Here is a 14,942-nt window from a genome sequence, read left to right as displayed (position 1 = left end):
CCTCACTCGGCCGCAAGCGCATGGCGCGGCGCAAAATCTTCAGGGAAATGATGAAGCGCGCTCAGCACCGGATAGGGCGCAAAGCCTCCGAGCGCGCAAAGCGACCCGAACTTCATGGTCTGACAAAGGTCTTCAAGGAGAGCGATATTTTCAGCTCCCTTGACGCCGCCGACGATTCGGTCGATGACCTCGACGCCGCGCGTCGAGCCGATGCGGCAGGGCGTGCACTTGCCGCAGCTCTCAATCGCGCAGAACTCCATCGCGAAACGCGCCATCTGCGCCATATCGACCGTGTCGTCGAAAACGACGAGGCCACCATGCCCGATGAGCCCGTCGCGGGCGGCGAAGGCCTCATAGTCGAAGGGCGTGTCGAACAGCGAGACGGGAAAATAAGCGCCAAGCGGGCCGCCGCATTGAACCGCGCGCACCGGCCGCCCGGACGCCGTTCCGCCGCCGATTTCCTCGACGATCTCGCCAAGGGTCAGGCCGAAAGCTGTCTCGAACAGGCCTCCGTAGCGAACATTTCCCGCGATCTGCAGCGGCATTGTCCCGCGCGAGCGGCCCATGCCAAACCCCGCGTAGAATTCAGCGCCCTTGTCCAGAACTGTCGGCACAGCTACGAGCGACAGGACGTTATTGACCACCGTCGGCCGGCCGAACAGACCCTTATGCGCCGGCAGCGGCGGCTTTGCGCGCACGATGCCGCGCTTGCCCTCGAGGCTTTCGAGCAGCGCCGTCTCCTCGCCGCAGACATAGGCGCCGGCGCCCATGCGCAACTCAATGTCGAAGGCATGCCCGGAGCCGAGAATGTCCGCGCCAAGATACCCGCCAGCGCGCGCGACATCGAGGGCCTGCGAAAAGGTTTTCGCCGCGTGCGGATATTCGGAGCGGCAATAGACATAGCCCTTGCTGGCGCCGACGGCGATGGCGGCGATCGTCATCCCTTCGATCAGGGCGAAAGGATCGCCTTCCATGATCATGCGATCGGCGAAGGTTCCGCTGTCGCCCTCGTCGGCGTTACAGACGATATAGCGGCGGTCCGCCGGCGCATCGGCGACGGTCTTCCATTTGATTCCGGTGGGAAAGCCCGCGCCGCCGCGGCCGCGCAGGCCGGACTTCGTGACCTCGGCGATGGTCGAAGCCGGTCCGATCTCGATCGCCCGGGCAAGCCCGCGCCAGCCCTCGTGGGCGGCGTAATCGGCAAGCGACACCGGATCGATGACGCCGCAGCGCGCAAAAGTCAGACGCGTCTGCCGGATGAAGAATGGATGATCCTCTGTCCGGCCGATGCGCAGAGGATGGTCCCCGCCCGACATCAACCCCGCGTCGAACAGCGCGGCGACGTCGGAGACTTTGACAGGACCATAGCCGATGCGGCCGCGCTCGGTCTCGACCTCGATCAGCGGCTCCAAAAAGAACATGCCCCGCGAGCCTGTGCGGACGATCTCGACCGACTGCCCGCGCGCCTGCGCCTCGGCCGCGACCTTGGCGGCAATCCTGTCCGCGCCGACCGCGAGAGCCGCGACGTCTTTCGGTATGAAGATTTTTGTCATTGGCGCACCGAATCCACGGCTTCCGCCAGGCTATCATCATCGAGCCGCGCAAGCGGCTCTCCATCGAGCATCGCCGCCGGCGAAGAGGCGCAAAGACCGAGGCAATAGACAGGCTCGACGGTCAGGCTTCCATCAGCGCTCGACTCATGCCAGTCAATGCCGAGCCCAGCGAGAAAGTTTCGCGCCAGCGCCTCGCTGCCCATGCTCTGGCAGGATTCGCCACGGCAAAGCTTCAGAACGTGTCTGGCGGCGGGCTCGTGACGAAAATCATGATAAAAGGTGATGACGCCATGCACTTCGGCGCGGCTCAGGTTCAGGGCTTCAGCGATCAGCGGGGCCGCGGCGTCGCCGACATGGCCGAATTCTTCCTGCAAGGCATGAAGAATCGGAAGCAATGGACCCTCGAGACCTACGTGTTCGCTGACGATCTCCGCGGCGCGGGTTGCGTTCCAAAGGGCCGCCTCAGCCATACATCCACCCATCTTCTGTTCTTTGTAAGCAGAAGGTGGCGTGACGGGACCGAAAGATCAATGCCGCAGTTTTGTCGCTCGATAGAGACCATCTATAGATGAAGGGGATTTTCCAGCGCCAAAGGCAGCTTCGCCTCAATGCTTGAGCGGAGCATTCTCGCCTCGGGGCCCGGCCGCGATCGCGCTTGCGTAAGCAAGCGGGATCGCGGAGAGATTTCTCTATGTCAGAGGGCGCTTACCGCACAATGACCGCGCCTCGAGGACGAACCACGACCGCGCGATGCGGCGCGACGACGACAGGACGCCTGACGACGGCGGCGCCGCGCACCCCGGCGCAGCCGGCGCGATAAACGCCGCGCGCGCAGACAACGGCTCCCGCTTCCTCAACCGAGGCGATCATCGCTCCGGCGACGATCAGGGCCGCAAAAGCGCTGAAAATCATTATCTTCATAGAAATTCTCCTCGAGTCGCGGCCCGTGAGTGAACCGCGAGCGTTTCCAGACGTCGGTTTTCTTATTACGGCGCCCTTTGGGGCGCCAGCCATCATAGCCTAATGCGTCTTCGTTGCATCCCTATGATTTGTCTTTGGGCCTGGGTTCGAGCGCCTCTTGCTTGGACGGCCAGGGCGCATCACATGTGAATCGGCCGTTGACCTCGCCCTCACGGACGATTTGATGAACTTTGCCCGCGCCGCCTTCGTTAGTTGAAGAGATCGCCGCGCCCTTCGTCATCTGGCGCGGCATAGCAATTCGAGACGGGACTATGCTGAAAGAGTTTAAGGAATTCGCGCTCCGGGGCAATCTGATTGATCTCGCGATCGGTTTCATCATCGGCGCGGCCTTCAGCGGACTGGTCCAGTCGCTGGTCAATGACATCATTATGCCTATCGTCGGCCGGATTACGGGCGGCGTCGATTTTTCCAATCTCTATATCCAGCTCTCGGGCGAGCCGGAGCCGACCCTCGCTCTGGCGCGGCAGGCAGGAGCGACCCTCGCCTATGGCAATTTCATTACGCTTCTCATCAACTTCCTCATCGTGGCGTTTGTGCTGTTTCTCATCGTCAAAGCGGTCAACAAGGTCACGCCGAAACCAAAGCCCGCCTCTGACGAGCCGCCAAAACAGGAGATCCTGCTGCGCGAAATCCGCGATCTCCTGGCGAAAAGGCAATGACCCCCGACGCAATGGCGACTGCTGGCGTCGAGACACAATGTCAATTTTCGGACAAGCCGGGATGGATCACCGCGCGCCTGGATTGCGATATGAAAAAGAAAATGCGCTGCGCCAGGCGAAACGCCGATGTGGCAAATCCCTGGCATGAAGCGTGCTGAACGAAACGAAAAGCCTGTCGCTCCGCGTATATTGTGACAGGAATCCGACAATGCATCGCGAGCCATGCGCTTGCTATCGCCAACTTCAAGGCTGTCGCTCATGAATTCGCAAGTCGCGCCCCGGCCCATTTTCCGACCGGCCCCCGCCATCGACCCCAAAGCTCGGGAATTCAACGCAAAGCTTCGGAGCAAGCTGCGCGGCGCGGGCTTGCGGCCGACGCGTCAGCGCATGGCGCTGGGCGCGCTTTTGTTCGCGAGTGGAGACCGCCACGTCACCGCCGAAAAGCTGCACGCGGAAGCAAAGCAGGCGCGCCCGCCGATCTCCCTTGCGACGATCTACAACGCTTTGAATCAGTTCACCGCCGTGGGGCTGCTGCGTGAAATCGCGTTGCAAGGGTCGCGAACCTGGTATGACACCAATACGGGGCCGCATTATCATTTCCTTGTCGAGAATGAAGACGATCTCGTGGATATCCCCCCGGAGGCTATCGGCGTCCTCGGCCTGCCCTCGCCACCTGACGGGATGGAAATCATCGGCGCCGATCTGATCGTCCGCGTGCGGAAAATCGACCAGCCCAAGTAAGGCCGGACCATTGTCATGACAATTGCAATTGTCGGTTTGTTCGATTTCCGACATTGTTCCAAAGTCTTGAGCGAGCAGAACCAGGATCAAAAGCATATAATTGACGCGCGCACTTCAGTGACACCGCGCATGAAAAGAATAATAGCGATGGCAATTGATCTGCTTCAAAGAACGCGCTCTCCGATCATGCTGTAAATCTCGCATCACCTGTCATATCGAGGCGTCACACTCCTCTGTATCAGGAGTGTTGGCATAGGCTTTGCTCTTTTTTCGCCATGGAACTCGAAGTCGCACAAAAGCCCAGTTCAGACTTCGAGGTGATCGGAGGCGCCCCAGCCATCGATCGCCTCGTCGAGGCCTTTTATCGAAACATGGATTCGCGCGCGGACGCGCGAGACATCCGCGCCATGCACGCGGCAGATCTCGAACCGACCAAAAATATCCTCAAACTCTACCTCGGCGAATGGCTCGGCGGCCCCGCGGAGTACTCGAAGCAACGCGGTCATCCGCGGCTGCGGCAGCGGCATATGCGTATTCCAATCGGTCCCGCCGAGCGGGACGCATGGCTCGCCTGCATGAATGCGGCGCTTGATGAGGTGGTGACGGAGGCAAACCTCCGAGATCGACTGAAGGGCGCCTTCCACAAACTAGCCGATTGGCTTCGCAACGATTTGGAAAATGAACATGACAAGCATCGCTGAAACGCCATTCGGATCGCTCGACGCCGAAGGCCGGCTCCTCAACGCCGTCCTCAAGGGACCGACCGACAAGCCCGGCCGCTTCGGTTATCGCGGGGAAATCGCTTTGAAGTTCGCGCAGCAATTCGCCGATGAAAAGCGCCCGCCGGAACTGACCACCGAACAGGTCATCGCCGTCGCCGACGCCGGCAAGCCGACCATTCCATTTCTGGCCGCCTACCTCTTGTCTTTTGAACATTTGCAAGCTCTCGCCGAGGTTCTCCATGGCAAGCTGACGCCCGAGGGGAAATATTTCGCCTTCTGCAACAACATCGACCTCCTGAGCAAATATCGGGTCGAAATCGGCGACGTGCCGTTCTACGTTCTGCCGCTTGACGAATCGACCGTCTATAACGAGCTGCTCGAACTGCTCAATCTCGATAAGACGGATCTCAAAAAGCTAAGCGTCGGCGGAAAGACCGACGCTGTGGCGGAGGCGGCGCTAAAGTTTGATGCGAAGTTTGACCCGATAACTTTCGCACAAGGCGTCGAGCGGATGGGACCGATCCGCAACCGCTACGAGCACAGACCCGTCTAGTTCCCAGCCGCTTCCGTCCTGGAGCGCGACGCCAAAAAGCGGAAACCTCGCTTCGTCCTCGGCCTGACTTGTTTCCCTCCGGGCGAAGGGCCGAGGCCGCAACTGCGCCCGCCGGTTTTCAGACCACATCATGCACTGACGTATTGATGAGAAACGGATTTGAGACTTCGGACGGAATCGCGTTGGGATTCCGTCCCAGTCATCCGGCTCCAGAGCGCTTTCCGATCGAATGGAATCATTCGATCAATCAGAAATCGCTTCAGCTGGCGTCAATTCGTTCCGGCACAAAACGCCTCGGCGAAGACGGCCTCAAAACGCGATTTGCCATCGTTTTGGCGCGAGGACTTTGTTGCGCCGTCCTCGTTCGGATGAGCGGATCTCCGCAGCTTTAGAATTTTTTGACCCGGATGTTGTGTTTGCGCAGCGCGTAGCCGATCTGCCTTGGCGTCAAACCAAGAATGCGCGCCGCTTTGGCCTTGACCCAACCTGCCCGTTCCATCGCGTCGATGATCTTCTCCCGATCTGAGCGATGATCAGAATCACCCCCCGTCCAGCTTTCCGCGCTGGGCGATGAGAGAGGCGCGGAGGGAGGCGCAGACAAAGGCGCCGCTACAGGCGCCTCGACGACGTGGGAGTCGATCGACGCCTCCTCCGGCAGAGACATGGGACGCAGCGCCTGGATAACGCCCACCTGCTGTGGCGTTTCAGCGCCTTTCCACAAAATGGCGGACAGACAGCCATCGTTGCGGCAGGCGAAGTCGCTGTCTTCGATCAAGTCGCTCTGCGCCAGGGTCGCCGTCCGGCGAACACAATTCTCCAGCTCACGGATGTTGCCCGGAAACTTGCACTGTGACAGCACCGCGAGCGCCGACGCCGTCAGCGACATCTCGGATTTTTGTTCCGTGTTGAATCGTCTCAGGAATTCATTGGCGAGCGGCAACAGATCGCCCTCGCGCTCACGAAGTGGCGGCAGGAAAATCGGAACCACATTGATGCGATAATAAAGATCCGCGCGAAATTCGCCGCGCTTCACGGCGTCCTCAAGATTCCTGTTGGTCGCGCAAACGAGCCGCACATCGACCTTGATCGGCCGCATGCCGCCGACGCGTTCGAACTCGCCTTCCTGCAGCACGCGGAGGAGCTTGGCCTGAAAGGGCGCTGAAATATCGCCGATTTCATCGAGGAACAGCGTGCCGCCGTCGGCGAGCTCGAAGCGCCCCTTGCGCATGGTTATGGCGCCCGTGAAAGCGCCTCGCTCATGCCCGAACAGCTCCGATTCCAGCACGCTCTCCGGCAACGCCGCGCAATTCAGCTTAACGAAAGGCTTCGATTGCCGCGGCGACAGATTGTGGATCGCGGCGGCAAACATTTCCTTGCCTGTGCCTGATTCGCCGCGCAACAGCACCGTCGATCTGCTCTTGGCGACGATCCTGATTTTTTTGACGACGGCGCGCACCGATGGGCTGTCGCCGACGATTCCCTCTATGCCGCTGAATTTCACCTCAGAGGACCGAGGACGGTTGCTTTTTTCGAGGCGCGCATTTTCCTGCATGAGCCGCTCGCGATCGCGCGCGACGAGTTTTTGCAGGCGAAGCGTCTGTCCGACAAGATTGGCGATCATTGTCAGAAAGCGGACATCGTGATCAAAGCGGACATTGGTGCGGCTGGTAAAGACGCGATCGACCGTCAGTGTGCCAACGACATCTTCGCCGTCCTTGATCGGGACGCCAATGAGAGAAAACGGCTGACCATCCTTCGGTCCCCACGCCGAGAGGTCCGAGCCCGCAAATAACGGCGAGGAATGGACGCTTTCGACGACGAGAGGCATTTTTGTCGTGACGATCTGCCCGATGGCGCGTTCGGGCAAGCGGTCGAAATAGACTTTGGCGTTGTTTTCCGACCAGCCGGACCCAACGACGATCTCCGGCTTGCCCGTCTTGTCGAGCAGAGCGATCAGTCCGTGGCGCATGTCGAGGAAACTCGACATCAATCCAAGCACTCCCGCCAGATTGACCTCCAATCGGTTGACGGAGGCGAGCAGCTTTGAAATTTCATAGACGCCGACAAGGGTTGTCTCACCAGGGTCGGTCGCGCGGACGGCGGCGACATTGGTCGTGAAGATTGGCTGTTCGCCCATCACATTCGCCTTCGATCAGGATGAAAAACATTCTTATGATGTTGCACAGCAAAATACATGCCGTTTTGTACACAAGCTGACATTTCAGCCAAAGCGTGTCTGCACATCGAAGCAGGCGCAGACTTGCGGCGGCAGGTTTGTCTGTTTTGCGACAGCCTGAAATCAACGGCTTCCGCCTTAAGCGCTCCATCTATTTGCATATAGCCGTCGATCAGATCGATGTCCTTCCTCTGCGACAAAACGCCCGCCTGCCGCGCAAAAGGGCATTGGCCCATCGTTTGCTAAGCGGCTGGTGGAGGACTTGGGCATGAGCGACCATTCGCATTTTCTAACGCACGCCCTGTCGCCAAAACCCTTCGCCGTGATTCTCGGGGCCAATGAAATCGCCTCGGCCATCGCCGTCTATCTTCACCGTAACGGCTGCGGGGTCGTCCTCTCGCATGATCCAAGCCCTCCCGTTTTCAAACGCGGGATGTCGTTCCACGGCGCCCTGTTCGGCGATCACGCGGCGATCGACGAAATTTCCGCCGAGCGCGTCGAGACGAGTTTGGAAGTGCTCTCAGCGCTCTCGCGCGCCAATGTCGTCGCTATAACGCCGCTCGGACTTTCGGATCTTTTAGTCCTTCGCCGCCTTGATCTTATCATCGACGCCAGACTGCAAGGGCCCGCACAGAGGCCTGATCTCAGGAATCTGGCGCGGTTCGCGATCGGGCTCGGCCCCGGCTTCGCGAGCGGCGTCAACTGCGACGTCGCTCTGTCGGCGCCTTCGCGGAGGGCCGCCATCCCCGTCGGCGGGGACGCGAGGGAGCCGCGCAGACTATTGGAACGCTTCGTCTACGCCGATAGCCGCGGTCTTTGGCAAACGGCCGTCGACCTCGGCTCCCGCGCATTCCGCGGATTTGTCGTCGGCCATGTTCATGGCGCGCCCGTCAGCGCATTGATCGACGGCATTCTTGTCGGCGTCGCGCGCGACGGAAGCGAAGTTGTGGAAGGCGACATTCTGGCCGAGGTCGAGCCGAGAACGCGCCAGGCGATTTGGACGGGAATGGACAAAGCCGGACGATCAACGGCGAGCGCCGTGATGCGCGTCATTCAGGATTACGTTGACCGCAGAGAAAAGAGCAACTCCGCGATTTCCCAAAGATCGCCATAGGCCATCGCCCCCCAGATTTTCCATTGTGCATCGGCATAATCATCCGCCGCCGCTGATTTCTCACTCCGCGCCCGAAGCAAGCCCGTAGGCCCGGCGACGGCGCCACCGCATTCGCGGCCACGCGGACATGAGGCGTCGGAGAAAACCGCCGGGCGCCCCAGATCCAAAACCCCGAGCGAATTTGACGCAGATCATTGACGCATGATCGCCACGCTTTATCCATGCTTTCCGCCCGCGACTGTTGCTTTCCGGCTGTCCGCTTTCTGCAAATCGCAAGTGCGGCCATACCCGTGCGGCCATACCCGTGCGGCCGTCCGCTTGAATGTCGATTTGCCGACATGCCGCTTATCCGTTTCCAGACATGTGTCAGCATAGCGACATCCCCCTCCCTAATCTAAAACCTCTCTAAATATCAGGCTGTTGCATCCTCGAATAGTGATGGCACGCTTGTTGCCAACTATCTCTCGCACAACGCTTTGCTCGCCCGCGACAGAGGTCACGCAGTTCGAGCCCGCGATCCGAGATGTCTGGCGCAGAGCCTACCGCGAGGAATCGATATGGAAGAAGCCTATCAACCCAATCTACATGGCGAGAGCACAGAAGTTCTCGGCGATCTGTTGCAGAAGATTGCTGAACATAAGGGATGCGGCACCAGCGGCGGAAGCGGCAAAGCCAGTTGCGGCACCTCCGCCGGCCCCGCTGATATGGCTCCTGAAGTGTGGGAGAAGGTCAAAAACCATCCCTGCTACAGCGAAGAGGCTCACCATCACTACGCGCGCATGCATGTCGCCGTCGCGCCCGCCTGCAACATTCAGTGCAACTATTGCAACCGCAAATATGACTGCGCCAATGAATCGCGCCCCGGAGTCGTCAGCGAAAAGCTGACGCCCGAACAAGCCGCCAAAAAGGTGCTGGCGGTCGCGTCGACGATCCCGCAAATGACGGTGCTTGGAATCGCGGGTCCCGGCGATCCGCTGGCCAATCCTGTGAAGACATTCAAGACGTTCGAGCTCATCTCGAAAACGGCGCCCGACATCAAGCTCTGCTTGTCCACCAACGGCCTGGCGTTGCCCGACCACGTCGATACGATCGCGAGCTTCAACGTTGATCACGTGACGATCACCATCAATATGACCGATCCCGAAGTCGGCGCCAAAATCTATCCGTGGATCTTCTGGAAAAACAAGCGCGTCACCGGCATCGAGGCGGCCAAGATCCTCACCGACCGTCAGTTGCAAGGCCTCGAAATGCTCACCGAGCGGGGCATTCTCTGCAAGGTCAACTCGGTGATGATCCCGGGCGTCAACGATCAGCATCTCGTCGAGGTCAACAGGGCTGTGAAGTCGCGCGGCGCCTTCCTGCACAACATCATGCCGCTGATCTCCGCGCCTGAGCATGGCACGGTGTTCGGCCTCAACGGCCAGCGCGGTCCTTCGGCGCAGGAGCTGAAGGCCCTGCAGGATAGCTGCGAAGGCGAAATGAACATGATGCGGCATTGCCGCCAATGCCGCGCCGACGCCGTCGGCCTTCTTGGCGAAGATCGCAGCGCCGAATTCACCACTGACAAGATCATGGAAATGGAGGTCAATTACGACCTCGAATCCCGTAAGGCTTATCAGACCAAGGTCGAAGAAGAGCGCATCGCAAAGGTCGAAGCCAAGAACGCGGAGCTCGAGACGCTCGCAGGCGCGGCGAGCGACATCAAGATCCTGATCGCGGTTGCGACCAAGGGCAGCGGCCGCGTCAACGAGCACTTCGGCCACGCCAAGGAGTTCCAGGTCTATGAGCTCAGCACCAAGGGCGCGAAGTTCGTCGGGCATCGCCGCGTCGATCTTTACTGCCAGGGCGGCTATGGCGAGGAGGACGCGCTCGAGACGGTGATCCGCGCGATCAACGACTGCGCCGCCGTGTTCGTCGCAAAGATCGGCGGCTGCCCGAAGGACTCCCTGCGCGCCGCCGGCATCGACCCGGTCGACCAATACGCATTCGAATTCATCGAGCAGTCTGCGATCTCCTACTTCAAGGACTATCTCGCGAAGGTGAACAGCGGCGAGGTCCAGCATGTCGAGCGCGGGGACGCCGATATCCGTCAAGGCGCTTTCGTCCCGGTCTGACCGGGACGGACGCCGCAGCAATCGTCAGAAAGGAGACAGCTATGACCTACAAGATCGTCGCCTCGCAATGCACGTCGTGCTCGGCGTGCGAGGCGGAATGCCCGAACGTCGCCATTACGGAGAAGGGCGGCACCTTTGTCATCAATCCGAAGAAGTGCACGGAATGCATCGGCTATTTCGACACGCCGCAATGCGTCGCCGTCTGCCCGGTCGACGACACATGCGTGATCGACAATTCCCATCCGCGCTACCAGCCCACCGGGAGCGCGGCATGAACATCAGCCTGACGCCGGCCGCTCATAAGTTCATCCGCCGCCTCGTCATGTTCGACGGCGCGCCCGGAAGCGGCCTTCGGTTGTTGGTCACTCCCGGCGGATGCTCCGGCCTTTCCGCCGAGTTCAGCGTCCAGGCTGCCCCAGCAGGCAACGAGGCGGTATTCACGCAGGATGGCGTAAAGCTTTTTCTGCCCGCCGAGAGCCGGCTATTGCTCGACGGAATCACAATTGATTTCGTCGATTCACCGGCCAAGACGGGGTTCGCTTTCATCGATCCCAAGAAAGACGCCTGCGCCTGCAGCAGCAGTCAGTCGACCGCTTTTGCAGAACCAGCGCTCTCCTCTGCGAAATAGGCGCAGAGCATGTTCGCGACTGATGATATCGGCGCGCAGCCATCAGCCGGACTCGAGATCGACGCCATTGCCGCGTCCGTGCTCGGGGCCGGCTTGCCGGCCGCCGCCGAGCGGCGTCTGCGCGAAGCCGGCGAGGCTTACCACCTTGACGACGTTGCAGAGACGCACCTCCTCGCGGCTTGCGACCTCGCGCCGGATCATCCGGCCGTGTTGATCGGTCTCTATCGCTTCTATTTTTACAAGGGCCATATGCTGAAGGCCCTTGAGGTCGCGGGCAAATGTCTCGTCATGGCGTCGAACGAACTTGGTCTCGCGAGCGACTGGCGCGACGTCAACCGTGAGGACGCCGATTTTGGCTCCTTCGCAGCGGTTCTGCCACGCTTCTTCATGTTCACCTTGAAGGGCTACGCCTACCTGCAGATGCGCATTGGCGCATTGGACGAAGGACGCGCCGCGGTGATGAAGCTTCTTGACCTTGATCCTTCCGACAAGATCAATGCCGGGCTGCTTTTGAGCGTCGCCGATCGTTCGGGAGTCGAAGATGATGACTGACATTGACGTGGCTATCGACTGGCGCGGCGAGGCCGTTGATTGCGCGATCTGCGCCCATCGCGACCTCCTTGCGGAGGCGCGCTGCCAGCCCCTCAAGGCCTGCGTCCACGACCGGTATGCAAGGCGCATTGATCGATTTTTCGACTGGAACCCTGGTCCCGCGCAAACCTATCTGAAGCACCCCTATTTCGAGGTGCGCGCCTGCGCCGCCAAGGCCGCTGACGTTTTTCATCTGCCGCCCCTTTTGGACGATCCGGAGGAAACGGTTCGTTGGAGCGCCGCCCGGCGCCTGCCGATGCGCTATCTGCTGCGACTGCGCGCTGATCCGCATCGTGAGGTTCGCATCCGTGTCGCGCAGAGGCTCGAGGGCGCCGATCTCATCCCGATGCTGGAGGATTCGGACTATTACGTGCGTCAGACCGTGGCGCGGCGCATCCCGGCCGATCTCCTCGTTCTGCTGGTCGGCGACGAGGACGTGGAGGTCAGGCGCGTCGTCGCCGTTCGCATCGGCATGGAGCACCTTCCCCGAATGGTGGCGGATTCAGATGCGGCGGTCAGGCTGGAGGTCGCGCGGCGTCTCGATCCCGCAGGGTTGGCGAGACTCGCCGCCGATCCGGATTGGCGCGTTCGCTACGAGATCGTGCTGCGCGCGGATATCGAGATCGTGCGCGCGCTCGCCGGCGACGAAGACCCTGTCGTTCGAGACGCCGCGCGCGACAGGATTTCCTCACGGCCCGCCGACAAGAGCCGTGATGCGCCGACGATGGCGCAGGACCCGGCGTCGCCCGCATCAGCATCGCCAAACCTCGTGTCGTCGGATTTGAGGGACCGTCCAATCGTGGAGGACAGCAGATGACCAACATCAGCCGGGACAGCGACGTCGTCGAACTCAACAATCCGCCATTGTATAACTATGGCCAGAGGGTGCGGGCGCGCAGAACAGTGCGCAACGACGGCACCTTCATGGGGAAGGAAATCGGCGAAATCCTTTGCAACAAGGGCGACGAAGGGTACGTCGTCAGCATAGGCACGTTCCTCCAGCAATTCTACATCTACGGCGTCGAATTCGTTTCTACCGGCTATCGCGTTGGCATGAAACGCAAAGAGATCGATCCGGTCGAAATTGTCAAAGAAATCTAAAGCGGGAGTTCCTCATGAACGGTTCTGGACCGGCCAAATTTGAATGGGGGCAGCGCGTTCGTGCGACCGCCGATCTTTTCAACGACGGCTCATTTCCCGATCAACCCACCGATGCTCTCTTGGTGCGGGCGGGGGATCCGGGCGAAATCGTCCAGGTCGGCTCTCATGTCGAAACGGAAACGCCGATCTATCTCGTTGAGTTTGGCGAACGCCGGGTCGTTGGCTGCCTCGCGGATGAGATCGCGCCAGTCTGACCGCCCCGCGTGATCCGACGCAAAGGGTTCGCGTTTTTTTAAGGTCATGCTCCGCCCGCGAACGTCTATCCACCTACACCTACGCCCACGCAATCAAACAGATAAGGCGCCCCGTGAAAATCATGATCCGCAGAAGCTCAGAAGGAATTCTCTCGGCCTATGTGCCCAAGAAGGACCTTGAGGAGCCGATCGTCGATATGGAAAGGCCGCAGATGTGGGGCGGCCGGATCACGCTCGCCAACGGCTGGCAATTGGCTCTGCCTGAGATGGGGCCGGAAACTACGCTTCCGATTACGGTCGAAGCGCGGCGATTGAGTGAATGACATGAGTTTCGATGCGCAAAGCCTCGCCGCGATCGACGAACTGCTGGCTTCCGCCGAAGCCAACGGCGCGACGATCGCTGAACTCAGGCGGCGATTCCCGGGCTTGTCGCTCAGTCGTTGCGACGCCTCGGACGTCGCCGATGAAACGCCCTTCCGCCGCTTCGAGCGCTGCGATCTTTATCTGCTCGATGGCCGCGACCACTGCTGGAAAATAACGTCAGATCCCGCAACAGCGACCGGGCTCGTGCTCGCGGCAAACGAGGCGCAGAAATGAAAGCGACATCGCTGCCTCTTTGCGATCCTGACATGTCGGAATTCGAACTCGACGCGGTGCGTCAGGTTCTCATCTCATCCAGCCTGTCGGCGGGCCCCGTTGTCGAAGAATTCGAGGCGGCTTTCGCACAATATCTTGGCCGTAAGCATGCAATCGCAGTAGCAAGCGGTGAAATCGGCCTTCTGCTCACGCTGCAAGCGTTCGGCATCGGCAAAGGCGACGAAGTTGTCGCATCGGCTCATTCCTTCCGCGAAACCGCCCACGCCATCATGTTGAGCGGCGCGCGCCCCGTGTTCGCCGACATCGATTACTGGGCGGGAACGATCTCGCCGGACAAAGCGGCGGCCGTCCTTACCGAGCGCACACGCGCCATCATCGGCGCCAACGCCAACGGCCACCCTGCGCCCTGGCAACCCCTGCGCGAACTGGCGAAAAGCGCCGGAGTCGCCTTGATCGAGGACTCCACCGAAGCGATCGGTTCAATCTACAAAGGATCCCCGGTCGGCACATTCGGCGACTGTTCCATCTTTGATTTTTCTCAGCCGGGAGCCCTCGTCTGCGGCGAAGGCGGCATGATTGTGACCGACGACGACGATCGGGCCATCGCCATCCGGCGCCTTCGCTCACGGCGGATCGACGAACGATCCTCCGTGGTCATCGGCGCCGTCGCGCCGCTCCAGGCCAATCTCAGCGATCTATCCGCCGCCCTTGGGCTTGCGCAGCTGCGTCGCATCGACGTTCTCCTCGCACGCCGCAAATGCGTCGAAGCCTGGTATTATGATTATTTGCGCTCATTCGAGGGCATCAAGGACCCCTATATCGCGCCGGACGTAGAAGAGGTTCACTGGTTCCTTTATGTTGTCCATCTCGGGACGCGCTTCTCCCGTTCGAGCCGCGACTCGATCGTCGATGATCTCCATCGCGAACAGATCGAAGCGGCGGCCTATTCGCAGCCTCTTCATCTGCAACGCCTCTACTTCAATGCTGGGTATAGGCGCGGCGATTTCTTCGTCACCGAAAAGGTTGCGGACCGCGCCGTGGCGCTTCCCTTCCACGCTCATCTGACGGAGGCGCAAGTCGCCTTCATCGTTGGAACGATGAAGGACGCGTCCATCAACGTCGGCGCGGGCGCCGCCATTTATTGACCAGAACGCTTGT

The 14,942-nt window shown here is 60.5% G+C and carries 20 protein-coding genes; 15 read left to right on the top strand and 5 right to left on the bottom strand.

Translation table 11 applies throughout. The features are described 5' to 3' along the window. Window positions 1–2 precede the first annotated feature (2 nt). The 3 genes from MPC4_RS02185 to MPC4_RS02175 all read right to left on the bottom strand — a co-directional run bounded on the left by MPC4_RS02185 (window position 3) and on the right by MPC4_RS02175 (window position 2,474). Window positions 3–1,553: a formate dehydrogenase beta subunit gene (locus MPC4_RS02185; protein ID WP_174511051.1), complete on the bottom strand. Its 1,551-nt coding sequence runs from the start codon at window positions 1,551–1,553 to the stop codon at window positions 3–5. After that, window positions 1,550–2,023, bottom strand: coding sequence for a formate dehydrogenase subunit gamma (locus MPC4_RS02180; RefSeq protein ID WP_244605783.1), 474 nt, complete (start codon window positions 2,021–2,023; stop codon window positions 1,550–1,552). The genes MPC4_RS02185 and MPC4_RS02180 overlap by 4 nt, the downstream gene beginning before the upstream one ends. A 235-nt stretch (window positions 2,024–2,258) precedes the next feature. Beyond that, window positions 2,259–2,474, bottom strand: a complete 216-nt coding sequence (locus MPC4_RS02175; protein ID WP_134489450.1) for a hypothetical protein — start codon at window positions 2,472–2,474, stop codon at window positions 2,259–2,261. A 311-nt stretch (window positions 2,475–2,785) separates the two neighbouring features. Here MPC4_RS02175 and mscL point away from each other — a divergent pair, with 311 nt between their 5' ends. From mscL to MPC4_RS02155, 4 genes are all read left to right on the top strand, one after another. Next, window positions 2,786–3,193 carry a large conductance mechanosensitive channel protein MscL gene (mscL, locus tag MPC4_RS02170; protein ID WP_174511050.1) on the top strand — a complete coding sequence of 136 codons (408 nt, stop codon included), beginning with the start codon at window positions 2,786–2,788 and terminating at the stop codon, window positions 3,191–3,193. Between the two features lie 258 nt (window positions 3,194–3,451). After that, window positions 3,452–3,934 (top strand): Fur family transcriptional regulator Irr, encoded by a 483-nt coding sequence (gene irr / locus MPC4_RS02165; protein WP_174511049.1) that lies wholly within the window; start codon window positions 3,452–3,454, stop codon window positions 3,932–3,934. A gap of 275 nt (window positions 3,935–4,209) precedes the next feature. After that, the gene (locus tag MPC4_RS02160) at window positions 4,210–4,635 is read left to right on the top strand and encodes a group II truncated hemoglobin (protein WP_174511048.1); all 426 of its coding nucleotides are present in this window, start codon (window positions 4,210–4,212) and stop codon (window positions 4,633–4,635) included. Next, on the top strand, window positions 4,619–5,209 hold the full coding sequence (locus MPC4_RS02155) for a hypothetical protein (RefSeq protein ID WP_174511097.1): 591 nt from the start codon (window positions 4,619–4,621) through the stop codon (window positions 5,207–5,209). Before MPC4_RS02160 ends, MPC4_RS02155 begins: the two co-directional genes overlap by 17 nt. A gap of 388 nt (window positions 5,210–5,597) precedes the next feature. On the opposite strand, the gene nifA is transcribed toward MPC4_RS02155, so the two are convergent. Continuing rightward, window positions 5,598–7,346 (bottom strand): nif-specific transcriptional activator NifA, encoded by a 1,749-nt coding sequence (nifA, locus tag MPC4_RS02150; protein WP_174511047.1) that lies wholly within the window; start codon window positions 7,344–7,346, stop codon window positions 5,598–5,600. Further along, a complete protein-coding gene (locus MPC4_RS02145) occupies window positions 7,346–7,585 on the bottom strand; it encodes a hypothetical protein (protein WP_174511046.1) in 240 nt (79 codons plus the stop codon). Before MPC4_RS02145 ends, nifA begins: the two co-directional genes overlap by 1 nt. A gap of 68 nt (window positions 7,586–7,653) precedes the next feature. Between MPC4_RS02145 and MPC4_RS02140 the strand changes: the two genes are divergently transcribed. From MPC4_RS02140 to MPC4_RS02090, 11 genes are all read left to right on the top strand, one after another. Next, the gene (locus MPC4_RS02140; RefSeq protein WP_174511045.1) at window positions 7,654–8,499 is read left to right on the top strand and encodes a xanthine dehydrogenase; all 846 of its coding nucleotides are present in this window, start codon (window positions 7,654–7,656) and stop codon (window positions 8,497–8,499) included. 557 nt (window positions 8,500–9,056) lie between these two features. Then, entirely contained in the window at window positions 9,057–10,613 is a 1,557-nt protein-coding gene (gene nifB, locus MPC4_RS02135; RefSeq protein ID WP_174511044.1) for a nitrogenase cofactor biosynthesis protein NifB, read from the top strand. 41 nt (window positions 10,614–10,654) lie between these two features. Beyond that, entirely contained in the window at window positions 10,655–10,888 is a 234-nt protein-coding gene (locus MPC4_RS02130) for a 4Fe-4S dicluster domain-containing protein (protein ID WP_134489464.1), read from the top strand. Beyond that, window positions 10,885–11,241 carry a HesB/IscA family protein gene (locus MPC4_RS02125; protein WP_134489466.1) on the top strand — a complete coding sequence of 119 codons (357 nt, stop codon included), beginning with the start codon at window positions 10,885–10,887 and terminating at the stop codon, window positions 11,239–11,241. Before MPC4_RS02130 ends, MPC4_RS02125 begins: the two co-directional genes overlap by 4 nt. 9 nt (window positions 11,242–11,250) lie before the next feature. Further along, window positions 11,251–11,793 (top strand): tetratricopeptide repeat protein, encoded by a 543-nt coding sequence (locus MPC4_RS02120; protein ID WP_134489468.1) that lies wholly within the window; start codon window positions 11,251–11,253, stop codon window positions 11,791–11,793. After that, window positions 11,783–12,649 (top strand): 4Fe4S-binding leucine-rich repeat protein, encoded by an 867-nt coding sequence (locus MPC4_RS02115; RefSeq protein ID WP_174511043.1) that lies wholly within the window; start codon window positions 11,783–11,785, stop codon window positions 12,647–12,649. The genes MPC4_RS02120 and MPC4_RS02115 overlap by 11 nt, the downstream gene beginning before the upstream one ends. Further along, window positions 12,646–12,933, top strand: a complete 288-nt coding sequence (locus MPC4_RS02110) for a nitrogen fixation protein NifZ (RefSeq protein WP_174511042.1) — start codon at window positions 12,646–12,648, stop codon at window positions 12,931–12,933. Before MPC4_RS02115 ends, MPC4_RS02110 begins: the two co-directional genes overlap by 4 nt. A gap of 14 nt (window positions 12,934–12,947) precedes the next feature. After that, complete coding sequence (locus MPC4_RS02105) at window positions 12,948–13,187, top strand: nitrogen fixation protein NifZ (protein WP_134489474.1); 240 nt, start codon at window positions 12,948–12,950, stop codon at window positions 13,185–13,187. Between the two features lie 113 nt (window positions 13,188–13,300). Further along, window positions 13,301–13,510, top strand: a complete 210-nt coding sequence (gene nifT / locus MPC4_RS02100; RefSeq protein ID WP_134489476.1) for a putative nitrogen fixation protein NifT — start codon at window positions 13,301–13,303, stop codon at window positions 13,508–13,510. Window position 13,511: 1 nt separating this feature from the next. Then, the gene (locus tag MPC4_RS02095) at window positions 13,512–13,784 is read left to right on the top strand and encodes a DUF6129 family protein (protein WP_134489478.1); all 273 of its coding nucleotides are present in this window, start codon (window positions 13,512–13,514) and stop codon (window positions 13,782–13,784) included. After that, window positions 13,781–14,929, top strand: a complete 1,149-nt coding sequence (locus tag MPC4_RS02090) for a DegT/DnrJ/EryC1/StrS family aminotransferase (protein WP_174511041.1) — start codon at window positions 13,781–13,783, stop codon at window positions 14,927–14,929. Before MPC4_RS02095 ends, MPC4_RS02090 begins: the two co-directional genes overlap by 4 nt. Window positions 14,930–14,942: the final 13 nt, after the last annotated feature.

The sequence above is a fragment of the Methylocella tundrae genome, assembly GCF_901905185.1.
GTDB classification, from domain to species: Bacteria; Pseudomonadota; Alphaproteobacteria; order Rhizobiales; family Beijerinckiaceae; genus Methylocapsa; species Methylocapsa tundrae.
Note: the sequence above shows the minus strand (reverse complement) of the source record. Positions and strands in the feature narration are given on the sequence as shown.